This window comes from Amycolatopsis sp. 505 (assembly GCF_031625235.1).
In the GTDB taxonomy this organism is placed as follows: Bacteria; Actinomycetota; Actinomycetes; order Mycobacteriales; family Pseudonocardiaceae; genus Amycolatopsis.
Genome location: NZ_JACKQP010000015.1, coordinates 13,458 through 28,232, shown reverse-complemented (window position 1 = coordinate 28,232; position 14,775 = coordinate 13,458). Strand labels below are relative to the sequence as shown.

At 71.1% G+C, this 14,775-nt stretch carries 16 protein-coding genes; 11 read left to right on the top strand and 5 right to left on the bottom strand.

All coding sequences use genetic code 11. The features are described from left to right. The first annotated feature begins 108 nt into the window (after nt 1-108). The 3 genes from H5965_RS41400 to H5965_RS41390 are packed head-to-tail and all read left to right on the top strand — an operon-like array spanning nt 109 to nt 2,182. Complete coding sequence (locus H5965_RS41400) at nt 109-1,044, top strand: sugar kinase (RefSeq protein WP_396136995.1); 936 nt, start codon at nt 109-111, stop codon at nt 1,042-1,044. After that, the gene (locus H5965_RS41395; RefSeq protein WP_310976598.1) at nt 1,041-1,799 is read left to right on the top strand and encodes an IclR family transcriptional regulator; all 759 of its coding nucleotides are present in this window, start codon (nt 1,041-1,043) and stop codon (nt 1,797-1,799) included. The genes H5965_RS41400 and H5965_RS41395 overlap by 4 nt, the downstream gene beginning before the upstream one ends. After that, a complete protein-coding gene (locus H5965_RS41390) occupies nt 1,799-2,182 on the top strand; it encodes a RidA family protein (protein WP_310976596.1) in 384 nt (127 codons plus the stop codon). The genes H5965_RS41395 and H5965_RS41390 overlap by 1 nt, the downstream gene beginning before the upstream one ends. 15 nt (nt 2,183-2,197) lie before the next feature. Here H5965_RS41390 and H5965_RS41385 read toward each other — a convergent pair whose 3' ends face one another. The 4 genes from H5965_RS41385 to H5965_RS41370 all read right to left on the bottom strand — a co-directional run bounded on the left by H5965_RS41385 (nt 2,198) and on the right by H5965_RS41370 (nt 4,814). Next, on the bottom strand, nt 2,198-3,193 hold the full coding sequence (locus tag H5965_RS41385; RefSeq protein WP_310976589.1) for a 1-aminocyclopropane-1-carboxylate deaminase: 996 nt from the start codon (nt 3,191-3,193) through the stop codon (nt 2,198-2,200). Beyond that, the gene (locus H5965_RS41380; protein WP_310976582.1) at nt 3,190-3,834 is read right to left on the bottom strand and encodes a GntR family transcriptional regulator; all 645 of its coding nucleotides are present in this window, start codon (nt 3,832-3,834) and stop codon (nt 3,190-3,192) included. The genes H5965_RS41385 and H5965_RS41380 overlap by 4 nt, the downstream gene beginning before the upstream one ends. 38 nt (nt 3,835-3,872) lie before the next feature. Next, the gene (locus tag H5965_RS41375) at nt 3,873-4,367 is read right to left on the bottom strand and encodes a hypothetical protein (RefSeq protein WP_310976580.1); all 495 of its coding nucleotides are present in this window, start codon (nt 4,365-4,367) and stop codon (nt 3,873-3,875) included. Between the two features lie 87 nt (nt 4,368-4,454). Then, a complete protein-coding gene (locus H5965_RS41370) occupies nt 4,455-4,814 on the bottom strand; it encodes a DUF1844 domain-containing protein (RefSeq protein WP_191313234.1) in 360 nt (119 codons plus the stop codon). Between the two features lie 189 nt (nt 4,815-5,003). On the opposite strand from H5965_RS41370, the gene infC reads away from it, so the two are divergent. From infC to pheT, 7 genes are all read left to right on the top strand, one after another. Next, on the top strand, nt 5,004-5,624 hold the full coding sequence (gene infC / locus H5965_RS41365) for a translation initiation factor IF-3 (protein WP_086840451.1): 621 nt from the start codon (nt 5,004-5,006) through the stop codon (nt 5,622-5,624). A 68-nt stretch (nt 5,625-5,692) separates the two neighbouring features. After that, entirely contained in the window at nt 5,693-5,887 is a 195-nt protein-coding gene (gene rpmI / locus H5965_RS41360; protein ID WP_043780277.1) for a 50S ribosomal protein L35, read from the top strand. Nucleotides 5,888-5,955: 68 nt separating this feature from the next. Then, on the top strand, nt 5,956-6,333 hold the full coding sequence (gene rplT, locus H5965_RS41355) for a 50S ribosomal protein L20 (protein ID WP_004559056.1): 378 nt from the start codon (nt 5,956-5,958) through the stop codon (nt 6,331-6,333). After that, entirely contained in the window at nt 6,330-7,145 is an 816-nt protein-coding gene (locus H5965_RS41350; RefSeq protein WP_310976815.1) for an RNA methyltransferase, read from the top strand. Before rplT ends, H5965_RS41350 begins: the two co-directional genes overlap by 4 nt. Nucleotides 7,146-7,196: 51 nt before the next feature. Continuing rightward, on the top strand, nt 7,197-8,030 hold the full coding sequence (locus H5965_RS41345; protein ID WP_310976575.1) for a DUF6159 family protein: 834 nt from the start codon (nt 7,197-7,199) through the stop codon (nt 8,028-8,030). 133 nt (nt 8,031-8,163) lie between these two features. Next, the gene (gene pheS / locus H5965_RS41340; protein ID WP_310976573.1) at nt 8,164-9,225 is read left to right on the top strand and encodes a phenylalanine--tRNA ligase subunit alpha; all 1,062 of its coding nucleotides are present in this window, start codon (nt 8,164-8,166) and stop codon (nt 9,223-9,225) included. Further along, nucleotides 9,225-11,798 (top strand): phenylalanine--tRNA ligase subunit beta, encoded by a 2,574-nt coding sequence (gene pheT / locus H5965_RS41335; protein WP_310976571.1) that lies wholly within the window; start codon nt 9,225-9,227, stop codon nt 11,796-11,798. The genes pheS and pheT overlap by 1 nt, the downstream gene beginning before the upstream one ends. Nucleotides 11,799-12,145: 347 nt before the next feature. On the opposite strand, the gene H5965_RS41330 is transcribed toward pheT, so the two are convergent. After that, on the bottom strand, nt 12,146-12,835 hold the full coding sequence (locus H5965_RS41330) for a DNA alkylation repair protein (RefSeq protein WP_310976570.1): 690 nt from the start codon (nt 12,833-12,835) through the stop codon (nt 12,146-12,148). Nucleotides 12,836-13,028: 193 nt separating this feature from the next. Here H5965_RS41330 and H5965_RS41325 point away from each other — a divergent pair, with 193 nt between their 5' ends. After that, on the top strand, nt 13,029-14,606 hold the full coding sequence (locus H5965_RS41325) for an alpha/beta hydrolase (RefSeq protein ID WP_310976568.1): 1,578 nt from the start codon (nt 13,029-13,031) through the stop codon (nt 14,604-14,606). The last annotated feature ends 169 nt before the right edge of the window (nt 14,607-14,775 follow it).

The window sequence follows — 14,775 nt, the reverse complement described above, 5'->3', positions numbered from 1 at the left end:
TTTTGAGTGCCCTAGGTGTAGCATCCGGGTCGCCACAGGTCAACGGGGTGAAGGGCAGGGAGACGGAAAGTGACGAGCGGGCCCGAGGTGTTGTGCGTGGGCGAGACGATGGCGCTGTTCGTGCCCGCCGAACCCGGCCCGCCGGACGAGGTGAAGCGCTGGGTGCGCACCATCGGCGGCGCCGAATCGAACGTGGCCTGCAACCTGCCGACGCTGGGGATCCGCAGCGGCTGGGTGAGCGCCGTCGGGGACGACCCGTTCGGCCGGGCGATGCTGCGCGAGGTCGCGTCCCACGGCGTCGACGTCAGCGCGTGCGTGGTCGACCCGGCCCGCCCGACCGGGCTCTACGTCAAGGAAAGCGGCGCCGGCGGCAGTCCGGTGCGCTACTACCGGGCGGGCTCGGCCGCGTCCGGGATGGGCCCGTCGCTACTGGACCGGCTCGATCTCGACGGCGTCCGCGTGCTGCACCTGTCGGGCATCACGCCGGCGCTGTCGGACAGCTGCCTGGCGCTGGTGCGCGCCCTGCTGGAGCTGCCCCGCGGCGACCGGCTGATCTCTTTCGACGTCAACCTGCGGCCGGCGCTCTGGACCGGCCGCGACCCCGGGCTGCTCGCCGAACTGGCCGCTCAGGCGGACATCGTCCTGACCGGCGACGACGAGGCCCAGCGGGTGTGGGGGACCGGCGACCCGGCCGAGCTGCGGGCCCTGCTGCCGCAGCCGCGCACGCTCGTCGTCAAGCACGGCGAACGCGGCGCGACGCTGGTCGAGGGGGAGCCCCTGTTCGCGCCCGCGCTGAAGGTCGACGTCGTCGAGCCGGTCGGTGCCGGCGACGCGTTCGCCGCCGGCTTCCTCGCCGCGACCCTGCGCGGCGCCACCCCGCTGGAGCGGCTGCGGCAGGGGCACCTGCAGGCCGCCGTCACCCTGCTCACCCACGACGACGTCGGCGTGCCGCTGCCGTCCGCGGTCGTGGATACCCTGCTGCACGCGGACCCGGACGAGTGGCGTTCGGCGCGGCTGACCGGAGAGGGCGTGGTGCGGACATGAGTCAGAGCTTGGACCGCGCGCTGACGTTGCTGACCTCGATCGCGCAGGACGCGCGGACCCTCGACGACCTCGCCGACGAGATCGGCGTGCACAAGTCGACGGTGCTGCGGCTGTTGCGCACCCTCGAACAGCACCACTTCGTCCGCCGCGAAGGCGCCCGCCACTACCGGCTGGGCAGTGCCATGTTCGACCTCGCCAACCAGGCCCTGGACTCCTTCGACGTCCGGCGCAGCGCCCACCCGGCGCTGGCGGCCCTCAACGCGCGCACCGGGCACACCGTGCACCTGGCCAGCTACGAGGACGGCGAAGTCGTCTACATCGACAAGTTCGAGGGACGGCACTCGGTGCGGATGTACTCGCGCATCGGCAAGCGCGCGCCGCTGCACTGCACGGCGGTGGGGAAGGTGCTGGTCGCGGCCATGCCGGTGGCCCGCCGCGAGGAGATCGCGCGGTCGATCGAGTACCCGGTGCGGACGCCGAACACGATCACCACGCCCGCGGAGTACCTGGCGGAGCTGGAGCGCGTGGCCGAGCGCGGGTACGCGGTCGACAACGCCGAACACGAGGACTTCATCCACTGCATCGCGGCGCCGGTCCGGGGGACCGGCGGCGAGGTGCTGGCCGCCGCGTCGATGTCGGTGCCGAAGGTGCTGCTCGACTACGAAGGCCTGCTGGCGCTGGTGCCCGAGCTGCGGGCCGCGACCAGGGAAGCTTCCGTCCACAGTGGATGGACGGAGAACGGAAAGGGGCACTGATGAGCAAGACGGCAGTTTCCACCGAGAACGCGCCGAAGCCGCCGGCGAAGTTCTCGCAGGCCGTCCGCAAGGGGAACCTGCTGCAGGTCGCCGGCCAGGTCGCGTTCGACCCGGCGACGAACGCGGTCGTCGGCGACGACGTCGCGGGCCAGACCCGGCAGACGTTCAAGAACATCGAGGCCGTGCTGGCGGAGGCGGGTTCGAGCCTCGCGGACGCGATCATGGTCCGGGTGTACCTGACCGACACCGCGCACTTCGCGCCGTTCAACGAGGTGTACGACGAGCTGATCGGCGACGCGCCGCAGCCCGCCCGCACGACGGTGTACGTCGGGCTCCCGGGCGAGCTGCTCGTCGAAATCGACGTGCTCTGCGTGCTGGACTGAGCCGCCGGCGGGCGGTCAGCCCAGGACGCTCGTGTAGCCGTTCAGGGCCGGCTGCCCGCCGAGGTGGGCGTAGAGGACGGTCGATTCGCGGGAGATCTCGCCGGTCCCGACGAGGTCGATCAGCCCGGCCATCGACTTGCCCTCGTAGACGGGGTCGGTGATCATGCCCTCCAGGCGGGCGCACGTTTCGATGGCGTCCACAGTGGATTTGTCGGGGATGCCGTAGATCCCGGCGTGGTAGCGGTCGTCGAGCTCGACGTCGGGGATCTCCCCGGAGCCGAGCAGCGCGGCGGTGTTGCGCGCGATGCGCGTGACCTGTTCGCGGGTCTCGTCCGGCTTGGCGGACGCGTCGATGCCGAGGATCCTGCGGTGTTTCCCGATGGTGGTCCCGGCGATCATCCCGCCCTGGGTGCTGCCGGTGACCGAGCAGACGATCACGGTGTCGAAGAAGACGCCCAGCTCTTCCTCCTGCTTTTCGAGCTCCACGATCCAGTTCGCGAAGCCGAGGCCGCCGAGCCGGTGGTCCGACGCGCCGGCCGGGATGGCGTACGGCTTCCCGCCGTTCGCTTCGATTTCGGCGACCGCGTCCTCCCACGCCTGCTTGAACCCGATGCCGAAGCCGGCCTGGACGAGCCGGACGTCCGCGCCGAGGATGCGCGAAAGCTGGATGTTGCCGACCTTGTCGTAGAGCGGGTCGTGCCAGTCGACCCAGCTTTCCTGGACGAGAACGGCCTTCAGCCCGGCCCGCGCCGCGGCGGCGGCGACCTGGCGGGTGTGGTTGGACTGGACGCCGCCGATGGAGACGAGCGTGTCGGCGCCCTGCTCCAGCGCGTCGGCGACGAGGTACTCGAGCTTGCGGGTCTTGTTCCCGCCGAACGCGAGGCCGGAGTTGACGTCTTCGCGCTTGGCCCAGACCCCGGCGCCGCCGAGGTGGGCGGTGAGGCGTTCGAGGGGGTGCACCGGCGAGGGGCCGAAGAGCAGGGGGTAGCGCGGGAAGTCGGCGAGGGTCATCGGTCCTCCAGCAGTTCGGTCCAGATGGTCGAGATCACCGCGACGGCGGTGGCGGTGTCGTGCTGCTCGAGCGCGTCGATGAGCTTCGTGTGGCGCTCGACGGAGTTCCAGGCGAGCGCGGAGCTGAACCGGGCGTGCTCGAGGCGGCGCAGCAGCGGGGTGTAGCGGTCGAGCGTCGCGGCGACGGCGGCGTTGCCGGCCAGCCGGACGGGGATGTCGTGCAGTTCGTCGTCGGCCTGGACGGCGGCTTTGACGTCCCCGGCTTCGATGGCCGCGGCGAACCGGTCGTTGGCGGCGCGCATGGCGGCGACGTCTTCCGGACGGCACCGCGGCGCGGCTTGCCTGACGGCGAACTCGTGTAGCAGCCGGACGATTTCGCGGGCGTCGAGGACGTCGGGGGACATCACTTCGGAGACCCGCGTGTAGGACTGCGGCTTCTGGTCGACCAGGCCGTCGTCGGTCAGCCGCCGCAGCGCCTCGCGCACGGGCGCCTTCGACAGCCCGAGCTGATCGGCGAGGTCGCCGTCGCGCAGCGGCGCACCGGGCGGCAGGGTGCCGTCGACGATCGCGCGGCGGATGCGGTCGTAGGCCTCGTCGCGGAGGAGTGGCCGGGTGACCTTCGAGAGACTCACATCTAACATGTTAGATGTCGGTGCCGGAGCCAGGCAAGGGTCGTCGCTCAGCGCGGTGTGGTGAGCCGGCGGGCGAGGTCGGTGAACTCGTCGAGGGCGAGCCGACCCCGCTCCAACGCGGCGAACATCTCGTTCGAATGCGACTGGCGGGCCGCCGGATCGCGGTCGAACCACAGCTTCCGCAGATCCCGGTCGGCCTCGGCGACCGCCACCGCGCCCGCGATGAGCTCGTCCGGCCCGACCAGGCGAAGGAGCAGCAAGGCCTTCTTGATGTCGCTCCGGGCGCTCCAATAGCGCTGTTCCGCTTCGGCGATCAGTTCGGCGTCCGCGGGTAGTGGTGGCGCCACCGTGCGTACGGTGCGGAAGAGCCACAGGACCGCGTCACGGGCAATGGTCGCGGCCTCGACGAGCTGGGCGGAGCGCAGTGCCCGTTCCTCCCGCAACCGGGTCCGGGCCGCGACACGAGCCTTGACCGGTTCGAGGAATGCTCCGAGGAGAACTCCGGCGAGCGCGAAGACGCCGGCGACGAGGGGAGTCAGCACGATGCGGGAGTCTGCCGCGGGCAGGCCGGGCGGTGGTGCCCGGCCTGCTCCTCCCGATGTTCGCCCCGGCCGATGAGAGCAGTCGAATCAGTAGACCGGGCCGGTGTACTTCTCCCCGGGTCCCTGCCCGGGCTCGTCCGGAACGGCCGAAGCCTCCCGGAACGCCTTCTGCAGCGACTGCAGCCCGTCCCGCAACGGCCCGGCGTGCAGGCCGAGGTACTCCGCCGAGGCGGTCACCAGCCCGGCGAGCGCGGTGATGAGCCGTCGCGCCTCGTCGAGGTCGCGGTGCGGGGAGGTCGCCGGGTCGGCGTCGGCGAGCCCGAGCCGCTCGGCGCCGGCCGACAGCAGCATCACCGCCGCGCGGCTGATCACCTCCACGCTGGGGATGTCCTCCAGGTGGCGGGCTTCGGGGGAATACGGGGGCTGTTCGGAGGGTTGTTCTGACACGTCTGGTACCCTTCCACGAGCGACCAGCCCCCGAGCGATCGGGGGCGGCAAGTGGAGCCCCGCTCCCACCCGCGTCACCGTACAGGTGGCCGGGTCCGGTCTCACCCCTCCGGGGTGAAGGAGTGTCCTCCGGGGCACGATCGGAAACAGAGTGGGCCCCGCGCACCGAACGGTGTCGGGGCCTTCGCTATGTGGGCACCAGGTCGAAACGAGAACCGGAAACATTCCTCGGACCAAGGAGGCCCCATCAGCTCCGAGACACGCATCAACGACCGAATCCGGGTGCCGGAGGTCCGTCTCGTCGGACCCGCCGGCGAACAGGTCGGCATCGTCCGGATCGAGGATGCGCTGCGCCTGGCGCAGGAGAACGACCTCGACCTCGTCGAGGTCGCGCCGCAGGCCCGCCCGCCGGTGTGCAAGCTCATGGACTTCGGCAAGTTCAAGTACGAGAGCGCGCAGAAGGCCCGCGAGTCGCGGCGCAACCAGCAGCTGACCGTCATCAAGGAACAGAAGCTGCGCCCCAAGATCGACCAGCACGACTACGAGACCAAGAAGGGTCACGTGTCGCGCTTCCTGGCGGCGGGCAACAAGGTCAAGGTCACGATCATGTTCCGCGGCCGCGAGCAGTCCCGGCCGGAGCTCGGCTACCGGCTGCTGCAGAAGCTCGCCGAAGACGTCACCGAACTGGGGTTCGTCGAGTCGTCGGCCAAGCAGGACGGCCGCAACATGATCATGGTGCTGGCCCCGCACAAGAACGTGAAGCCGAAGGCCAAGGCCGAGCCCGCCCCCGAGCAGGCCCCCGAGGCGTAGGCGCCGACCAGCACGAGTCAGCGGCTCACCGGTTCTCCGGTGAGCCGCCGCACGAAAGAGGACACCAAATGCCGAAGATGAAGACCCACAGCGGGACGTCCAAGCGCATCCGCAAGACGGGTACGGGCAAGCTGCGCCGCCAGATGACCGGCCGGCGCCACCGCATGGAGAAGAAGTCCAGCCGCGTGACCCGCCGTCTCGAGGGCACCACCGAGGTGTCGAAGACCGAGGTCGGCCGCGTCAAGCGCCTGCTCGGCATCTGATCCCGCAGAACTTGCTGTAACCCACCCGGGGCGTCCCCCTCGCCCCCCGATATCGACAGGATGGACCCGTGGCACGCGTCAAGCGGGCGGTCAACGCCCAGAAGAAGCGTCGCGCAACTCTCGAACTGGCCAGCGGCTACCGCGGCCAGCGTTCGCGGCTGTACCGCAAGGCCAAGGAGCAGACGCTTCACTCGCTGAATTACGCCTACCGGGACCGCCGTGCCCGCAAGGGTGACTTCCGCCAGCTGTGGATCACCCGCATCAACGCGGCCGCCCGCGCCAACGGCGTGACCTACAACCGGTTCATCCAGGGCATCAAGGCCGCGGGTGTCGAGGTCGACCGCAAGATCCTCGCGGACCTCGCCGTCAACGACGCCGCCGCTTTCACCGCGCTGGCCGAGCTCGCCAAGGCCAACGTCAACACCGGCGAAGCGAAGTCGGCCTGACCGGCAGCTTTCACCGACCCGGGGCGGAACCGTTCACCGAACGGACCCCCCGGGTCGTTGCTGCGCGCAAGCTGACGCGGCGCGCGGAACGCGACAAGACCGGCCGGTTCCTGGCCGAAGGCGCCAACGCGGTCGAGGCGGCGCTCGAGCACGGCACCGTGCACGAGCTGTTCGTCACCGCGCGCGCGGCGGAGCAGCACGCGGACCTCGTCGACGCCGCCCGCGCGGCCGGCGTCGGCGTCTCGCCGATCACCGACCGCGCCGCCGACGGGCTATCGGAAACCGTGACGCCGCAGGGCATCGTGGCCGTCTGCGCGCTGCTGGACCGGCCCCTCGGGGAAGCCGTGACGCCGGACGCGCGGCTCGTGGTCGTGCTCGTGGACGTCGCCGACCCCGGCAACGCGGGCACGGTCATCCGGGTCGCCGACGCGGCCGGCGCCGACGCGGTGGTCCTGGCGGGTGACACGGTCGACCCCCACAACGGCAAGTGCGTCCGCGCGGCCGCCGGCAGCCTCTTCCACCTGCCGATCGCGCGTGTCCGCGACATCGCGGGCGCGTTGACCGCCTGCTCGGCCGCGGGCCTGCGGACGTTCGCCGCCCACGGCTACGCCGACGCCGAACTCGATCGGGTGGACCTCGCGGCGCCGACGGCGTGGGTGTTCGGCAACGAGGCCCACGGCCTGCCCGCCGACGTCCTCGACCGGACCGACCTCGCCGTCCGGATCCCCCTGTACGGCCGCGCGGAGAGCCTCAACCTGGCCACCGCGGCGGCCGTCTGCGTCTACACGAGCGCGATGGCGGCCCGGCGCTGACCTGCGAGTAGGCTCCCGCAATATCCATTGTGGCCGATATTGGGGGGTTCCATGGGCAGGCTCGCCCGTTCGTTCGCGCTGTTTTCCGCTTCGTTCAAGGTGCTGCGCGCCCACAAGGGCCTGGCGTGGTTTCCGGTGCTCGCCGGGATCGCCGGGCTGCTGGTCGCCGCGGTGTTCCTGACACCCGCGTTCTTCACCGTCCACCTCGAGGCCGAAAACTTCCGGCCCACCGCCGGCACGTACGTGCTGCTCGCGGCCTTCTACCTCGTCTCGGCGTTCGTCACGATCTTCTTCAACGCCGCCCTGATCTCCCAGGCGGACGTCGCGCTGCGTGGTGACGGCGGCATGCCGGGGGTCGGCGCCGGCCTCGCCGCGGCCGGCCGTCGCTGGCCGGCGCTGCTCGGCTGGGCCGGCGTGACCGCGACGGTCAGCGTGGTGCTGCGGACGATCGAAGAGCGGCTCGGCTTCCTCGGCAGCATCATCAGCGGCCTGATCGGCATGGCCTGGCGGTTCACGACGTACCTCGTGCTGCCGGTCGTCGTGCTCGAGGGCACGGGGGTGAAGGCGAGCGTCAAGCGGTCGGTCGAGCTGTTCCGCCGCGCCTGGGGCGAGAACGTCGCCGGCACCGCCGGTCTCGGCCTGGTCGGTTTCCTCCTGACCTTCGCCGGTTACGTCGTGCTCCTCGGAGCCGGCTTCCTGCTCGGCGGCACGGCCACCGTGTTCGTCGCGGTCGGGCTGGCGATCGTCTGGACCCTGCTGGTGGCGGTCTTCGTCACCACGTTGTCCGGCATCTACCAGACCGCGCTGTACCGCTACGCCGCCGAGGGCGTGGTGCCCGGCGAGTTCGCGTCGGTCGACTTCTCCGAGGCGTTCCGCGAGCGCTGACCGCGCGTCCGCGCGCCTCCGGGGCGACCGGGGGCGCGCGGAGCCGATCCCATAGACTTTTCCCGCCTTTGACCTCTCGCGCGCCGTGTGCGGCGGCGCGTGAACGACCAGTCCCAGCGGACGCCGAGGAGTTATGTCCGGAGCCACGGAGAAGGAAGCACAGGGCGCGGTGCTCGCCCCCGAGACGCTGCAGGAGGCGGTCAAGGCCGCCGAAGCGGCGTTCGCCGCCGCGACCGGGCTCGAAGGGCTGGCCGAGGTCAAGCCGGCCCACCTCGGTGACCAGTCCCCGGTGGGCCTGGCCCGCCGCGGGATCGGCGCCCTGCCCAAGCAGGAGAAGGCCGAGGCGGGCAAGCGCGTCAACGAAGCGCGGCAGGCCGTCCAGGCGGCTTTCGACGCGCGCCGCGCCGAGCTCCAGGTGGAGCGGGACGAGCGCGTGCTGCGCGAAGAGGCCGTCGACGTCACCTTGCCGTGGGATCGCATCCCGCGCGGCGCCCGGCACCCGATCAGCACCATCTCCGAGCGCGTCGCCGACGCCTTCGTCGCGATGGGCTACGAAGTCGCCGAAGGTCCCGAGCTCGAAGCCGAGTGGTTCAACTTCGACGCGCTGAACTTCGGCAAGGACCACCCGGCCCGGCAGCTGCAGGACACGTTCTACGTCGGCGAAGAGGACTCGGGCCTGGTGCTGCGCACGCACACCTCGCCGGTCCAGGCGCGCACGCTGCTGCACCGCGACCTCCCGGTCTACGTCGTCTGCCCCGGCCGGACGTACCGCACCGACGAGCTCGACTCGACCCACACCCCGGTGTTCACCCAGGTCGAGGGCCTCGCGGTCGACAAGGGCATCACGATGGCCCACCTCAAGGGCACGCTGGACGCCTTCGCCCGCGCGATGTTCGGCGAGAGCTCGAAGACGCGGCTGCGCCCGCATTTCTTCCCCTTCACCGAGCCGTCCGCGGAGGTGGACGTGTGGTTCGAGGAGAAGAAGGGCGGCCCCGGGTGGGTCGAGTGGGGCGGCTGCGGCATGGTCAACCCGAACGTGCTGCGCGCCTGCGGCGTCGACCCCGAGGTGTACTCCGGGTTCGCCTTCGGCATGGGCATCGAGCGCACCCTGCAGTTCCGCAACGGGATCCCGGACATGCGCGACATGGTGGAGGGCGACGTCCGCTTCACCCTTCCCTTCGGAACGGAGGCGTAGTGCGAGTCCCAGTCAGCTGGCTGACCGAACACCTCGATCTCGCGGACGAGGTCACGCCGCAGGACCTGGCCGACGCGTTCGTCCGGATCGGCATCGAGGTCGACGACCTGCGCGAGCTCGGCCCCGTGACCGGCCCGCTGGTCGTCGGCCGGGTCGCCGAGATCGAGGAGCTCACCGAGTTCAAGAAGCCGGTGCGCTTCTGCCGCGTCGACGTCGGCGAGCCCGCCGACGAAGCCGAGGAGCTCGACGACGAAGACCTCGACGACGAGGACGAGGACGACGACGAAGCCGGCGAGCTCGACGAGGGCCCGCACGGCATCAAGACCCGCGGCATCATCTGCGGCGCGCGCAACTTCGCCGAGGGCGACCTGGTCGTCGTCGCGCTGCCCGGCGCCGTCCTGCCCGGCGACTTCGCCATCTCCGCGCGCAAGACCTACGGCCGGATCAGCGACGGCATGATCTGCTCGGCCCGCGAGCTCGGCCTCGGCGACGACCACACCGGCATCCTGGTGCTCCCGCCGGGCACCGCGAGCCCGGGCGACGACGCCCACGAACTGCTCGGCCTCAACGACTCGGTGATCGAGCTCGCCCCGACCCCGGACCGCGGCTACGCGCTGTCGATCCGCGGGCTCGCGCGCGAGCTGTCGAACGCCCTCGACGTGCCCTTCGGCGACCCGGCGCTGCTGGAGGTCCCGGCGGCCGAGGGTGACGCCTGGCCGGTGCACATCGAGGACCCGGAAGGCTGCCCGCGGTTCGTGCTGCGCCGGGTCACCGGCCTGGACGCGACCGCGCCGACGCCGTGGCGGATGCGCCGGCGGCTGATGCTGGCCGGCATCCGGTCGATTTCGCTGGCCGTCGACGTCACGAACTACGTGATGCTCGAGCTGGGGCACCCGCTGCACGCGTTCGCCACCAAGGCCATCCAGGGCGATCTGGTGGTGCGCCGGGCGAAGCCGGGCGAGAAACTGACCACTTTGGACGACGTCGAGCGCACGCTCGACCCGGACGACGTGGTCATCGCCGACGACAGCGGCGTCATCTCGCTCGCCGGCACGATGGGCGGCGCGAGCACCGAGATCACGCCGGAGAGCACCGACGTGCTGCTCGAGGCGGCCCACTGGAACCCGGCGGCGATCAGCCGCACCGCGCGGCGGCACAAGCTGTTCTCCGAGGCCGCCAAGCGCTTCGAGCGGTTCACTGACCCGCAGCTCTGCGCGGCGGCGGTCGAGCTGGCCGCCCGGCTGCTGCGCCAGTACGGCGACGCGGCCATCCAGCCCGGCCGCACCGACGAGGGCGGCGTCGAGCCGAACCCGGCGGTCGTCATGCCGATCAACCTGCCCGACAAGGTGGCGGGCGTGAGCTACCAGCGCGGTGTCACGGTCCGCCGGCTCACCCAGATCGGCTGCAAGGTCTCGGTCGGCACGGGCGACGACGGAACGGGCCTGGTCACGGCGATCCCCCCGAGCTGGCGCGGCGACCTGCGCCAGCCGGCCGACCTCGTCGAAGAGGTGCTGCGCCTGGAGGGTTACGACAGCATCCCGTCGGTCCTGCCGGCCGCTCCGGCCGGCCGCGGCCTGACCGACGGCCAGCGGCGAGTCCGGAGTGTCTCCCGGGCGCTCGCCGAGGCGGGGTACGTCGAGGTGCGCCCGTTCCCGTTCGTCAGCGACGCGGTGTGGGACGCGTTCGGCCTCCCGGCCGACGACGTCCGCCGCAACGCGGTGGTGGTCCGCAACCCCCTGGAAGCCGACCGCAACCGCTTGGCGACGACGTTGCTCCCGGGCTTGCTGGACACCCTGCAGCGCAACGTGTCCCGCGGCATGAAGGACGTCTCGCTGTACCACATCGGCCAGGTGGTCCTCCCGGCGCCGAACCCGCTGAAGGTCCCGGACCTCGGCGTCGACCACCGGCCGTCGGACGAGGAGCTGGCCCTGCTGGAGGCGGCGGTGCCGCAGCAGCCCCTGCACGTGGCGGTGGTCCTGGCGGGCAACCGGCACCGCGCGGGCTGGTGGGGCCCGGGCGAGCAGGCGAACTGGGCCGACGCGGTCCAGGCGGCCCGCACGATCGCCGAGGCGGCCGGCGTCGAGCTGACCGTCCAGGCGGCCGACCTCCCGCCGTGGCACCCGGGCCGCTGCGCCCAGCTCCGGGTCGGCGACTGGCCGGTCGGCCACGCGGGCGAGCTGCACCCGAAGGTGGTCGAGGCCCTCGGCCTGCCGCCGCGCACGGTGGCGATGGAGCTGGACCTGGACGCGATCCCGCTGCCGGACTCCCGCCCGGCACCGAGCGTCTCGGGCTACCCGCCGGTGCTCCTCGACGTCGCCCTGGTGGCGGCCGCCGAGGTCCCGTCGGCAGACCTCGCTTCGGTGTTGCGCGAGGGCGCGGGCGAGCTCCTCGAGGACATCACGCTGTTCGACGTGTACACGGGCGAGCAGGTCGGCGAGGGCAAGCGATCGCTGGCGTACAAGCTCCGCTTCCGCGCACCGGACCGCACCCTGACGGTCGACGAGGCCACCAAGGCCCGCGACGCGGCAGTGGCGGCGGCGGGCGAGCGCTACAACGCCACCCTCCGCGCCTGACGGTCACCCGGCCCCTCCCGCCCAGGCAGGAGGGGCCGGCCCGCCACCGCCACCCGTGTCGACCCCCCAATCACGCGTGTCGTCCCTCTAATCACGAGTGTCGTCCCTTCAATCACGCGAGTCGCGCCTTCAATCACGCGAGATGTCTCCCAATCACGCGAGATACCTTTTCGAGCACGCGAGTCGCCCCGCTGATCACGCGGATCGCCCCATCGGGCACGCGAGCCGACCGTCCCGGGTACGCAACCCGACCGTCCTGGCACGCGAGCCGACCCCGACACGCGCCCCACCGTACGGGTCCGCGGGTCGACCCTCCCGGTACGCCAGCCGCCCCCCGCGGCCGGATCTCAGCCGAGGTGCTTGAGCGCCTCCCGTCTCGACAGCCCGGACAACCCCGGGTGATCGTCCACAAAGCACCGCACCCAGTCCGGCGCCGTCTTCGCGTACTCCCGCAGCGCCCACCCGATCCCCTTCCGCAGGAAGAACTCCGGCTCGGCGATCGACGGCTCGATGGCGCGGGTCAACAGGTCCGTGTCGGTGTCCTCCTTGGCTCCCACCTGGCAGATGATCGCGGTCCGGCGGCGCCAGAGGTCGGCGTCGTGGGCCCAAGCCAGCATCGTCGGCGTCACGCGGCCGCGGTGCTCACGGAGGATCGGGCCGATCCGCCGGATCGCGACCTCGTCGACGTAGTCCCACCAGGCCCCGCCGACGATCATTTCCTCGTACACCGGCAGCAGGTCCGGGTCCTGCCACCGCCGGTAGGCCCGGTACCCGGAAAGATCGATGGCCGCGTAGCGCTCCTCGCGGAATTCCGCGGTTCGCCACAACCCCAGGACGGTCGCCGAAAATGTCACCCGATCGGTCAATGTGTGGTCGGCCAGGACGCGCTTGAGCAGCGTGCTGCGCTCGGGTTTCGGCACCCCGCGGAAGGGCATGGCCGATTTCATGTACGCCTGCATCGCCGGTGCTTTCGCCGGGTCGGCCAGCTCGGCCAGCCCGGCGCGGATCGCCTTGACCAGCCTTTCGTCCGCGCTCATCCGTCCTCCTGTCGGGCTCGGGCGCCCCGGAGCGTACTGCCGGCCACCGACAGTTCCGGCGCCCCGCGGAGCCCGCAGGTCCCGACGAAAGACGGATGGCGGAAGCCGCGTCGGTCGACGAGATTGTCCAGGGTTGCCGGTAGTTTCGTCGAAATCTGGCGAACGCCGTCGAAAGCGGATGAAAAGGACGACTGTGAAAAGAATCGTTGCCGCCGTCGCCGCCGCGGGGCTCGCGGCCGGGCTGATGGCCGCCGCGCCCGCCGCCTCGGCGGAACCCGGGGTGCAGTTCACCCCCGCGCCGATCGCCTGGGGGCCCTGCGCGTCCGGGAGCCTCAAGGAGAACGGCGCCGAGTGCGGCTTCCTCGAGGTGCCGATGGACTACGCGAAGCCGGGCGGGGCGAAGGTCTCCCTCGCGGTCTCGCGGATCAAGCACAAGACCGCGCAGTACCAGGGCGTCATGCTGGTGAACCCGGGCGGCCCGGGCGGTTCCGGCCTCGGCCTTTCGGTGCTCGGCCAGTACGTGCCGAACGGCGCCGGGAACAGCTACGACTGGATCGGCTTCGACCCGCGGGGCGTCGGTTCCAGCAAGCCCGCCATCAGCTGCGACGGGAACTACTTCGGCTACAACCGGCCGGCGTACGTGCCGGCCACCGTGCAGCTGGAGAAAGCCTGGCTCGCCCGCTCGAAGGGGTACGCCGACGCGTGCCGCAAGAACGGCGCGATCCTCGACCACCTCAAGACGACCGACGTCGCGCAGGACATGGACAGCCTGCGCAAGGCGCTCGGCGAGAAGCAGATCAACTACTACGGCTTCTCCTACGGCACCTACCTCGGCCAGGTGTACAGCACGCTGTACCCGAAGAACGTCCGCCGGATGGTGCTGGACGGCAACGTCGACCCGCGAAAGGTCTGGTACCAGGCCAACCTCGACCAGGACGTCGCGTTCGACAAGAACATCAAGATCTACTTCGACTGGCTCGCGAAGCACGACGACGTCTACCACCTGGGCAAGACCGGCGACGCGGTCGAGAAGCTGTGGTACGACACGCAGCGCAAGCTCGCCAAGGAGCCGGCAGGCGGGGTCATCGGCGGCGACGAGTGGACCGACGTCTTCCTGCAGGCCGGTTACTACGTCTTCGGCTGGGTCAAGATGGCCCAGGCCTTCGACGGCTACGTGCACAAGGGTGACTGGCAGACGCTCAAGACGCTCTACGACAACTCGAACCCGCCGGGCGACGACAACGGCTTCGCCGTGTACCTCGGCGTGCAGTGCACCGACGTCCAGTGGCCGACCGACTGGAACCGGTGGCGGGTCGACAACTGGCTCACCTACTTCAAGGCCCCGTTCGAGACCTGGGGCAACGCCTGGTTCAACGCGCCCTGCGCGTTCTGGCCGGCGAAGGCGGGCAAGCCGGTGAACATCGACGGCCGCAAGGTGGCCGGTGCCCTGCTCATCAGCGAAGAGCTCGACGCCGCCACGCCGTACACCGGCAGCCTCGAGGTGCGGAAGCTGTTCCCGAACTCGAGCCTGATCAGCGCGCCGGGCGGCACGACGCACGCCGGTTCGCTGTCTGGCGTGGCCTGTGTGGACGACAAGGTCGCCGACTACCTGGCCACCGGCGCCCTGCCGAAGCGCCGGCCCGGCAACCACTCGGACGTCCAGTGCGATCCGGTGCCGGTGCCCGGCGAGCCTTCGGCGCAGAAGTCGGACACCTCCGCAAAGGCCGCCCAGGAGAAGCAGAACGCGCTGGCCCAGCTGCTGCACTTCTGAGCGAACCCGTTCCATCCCGCTGCCCCGGTCCGGTGCTTCCGGACCGGGGCAGCGTCTTGTCCGCCGGTGCCCCATCGTCGCCTCCTCGTGACGGTTCGTGGTCGCCGGGGACGTTAGGGGAGGGGTCCGACAATTTCGGAGCGGAGTGGGCCGTGAGCAGCGCGTGGCC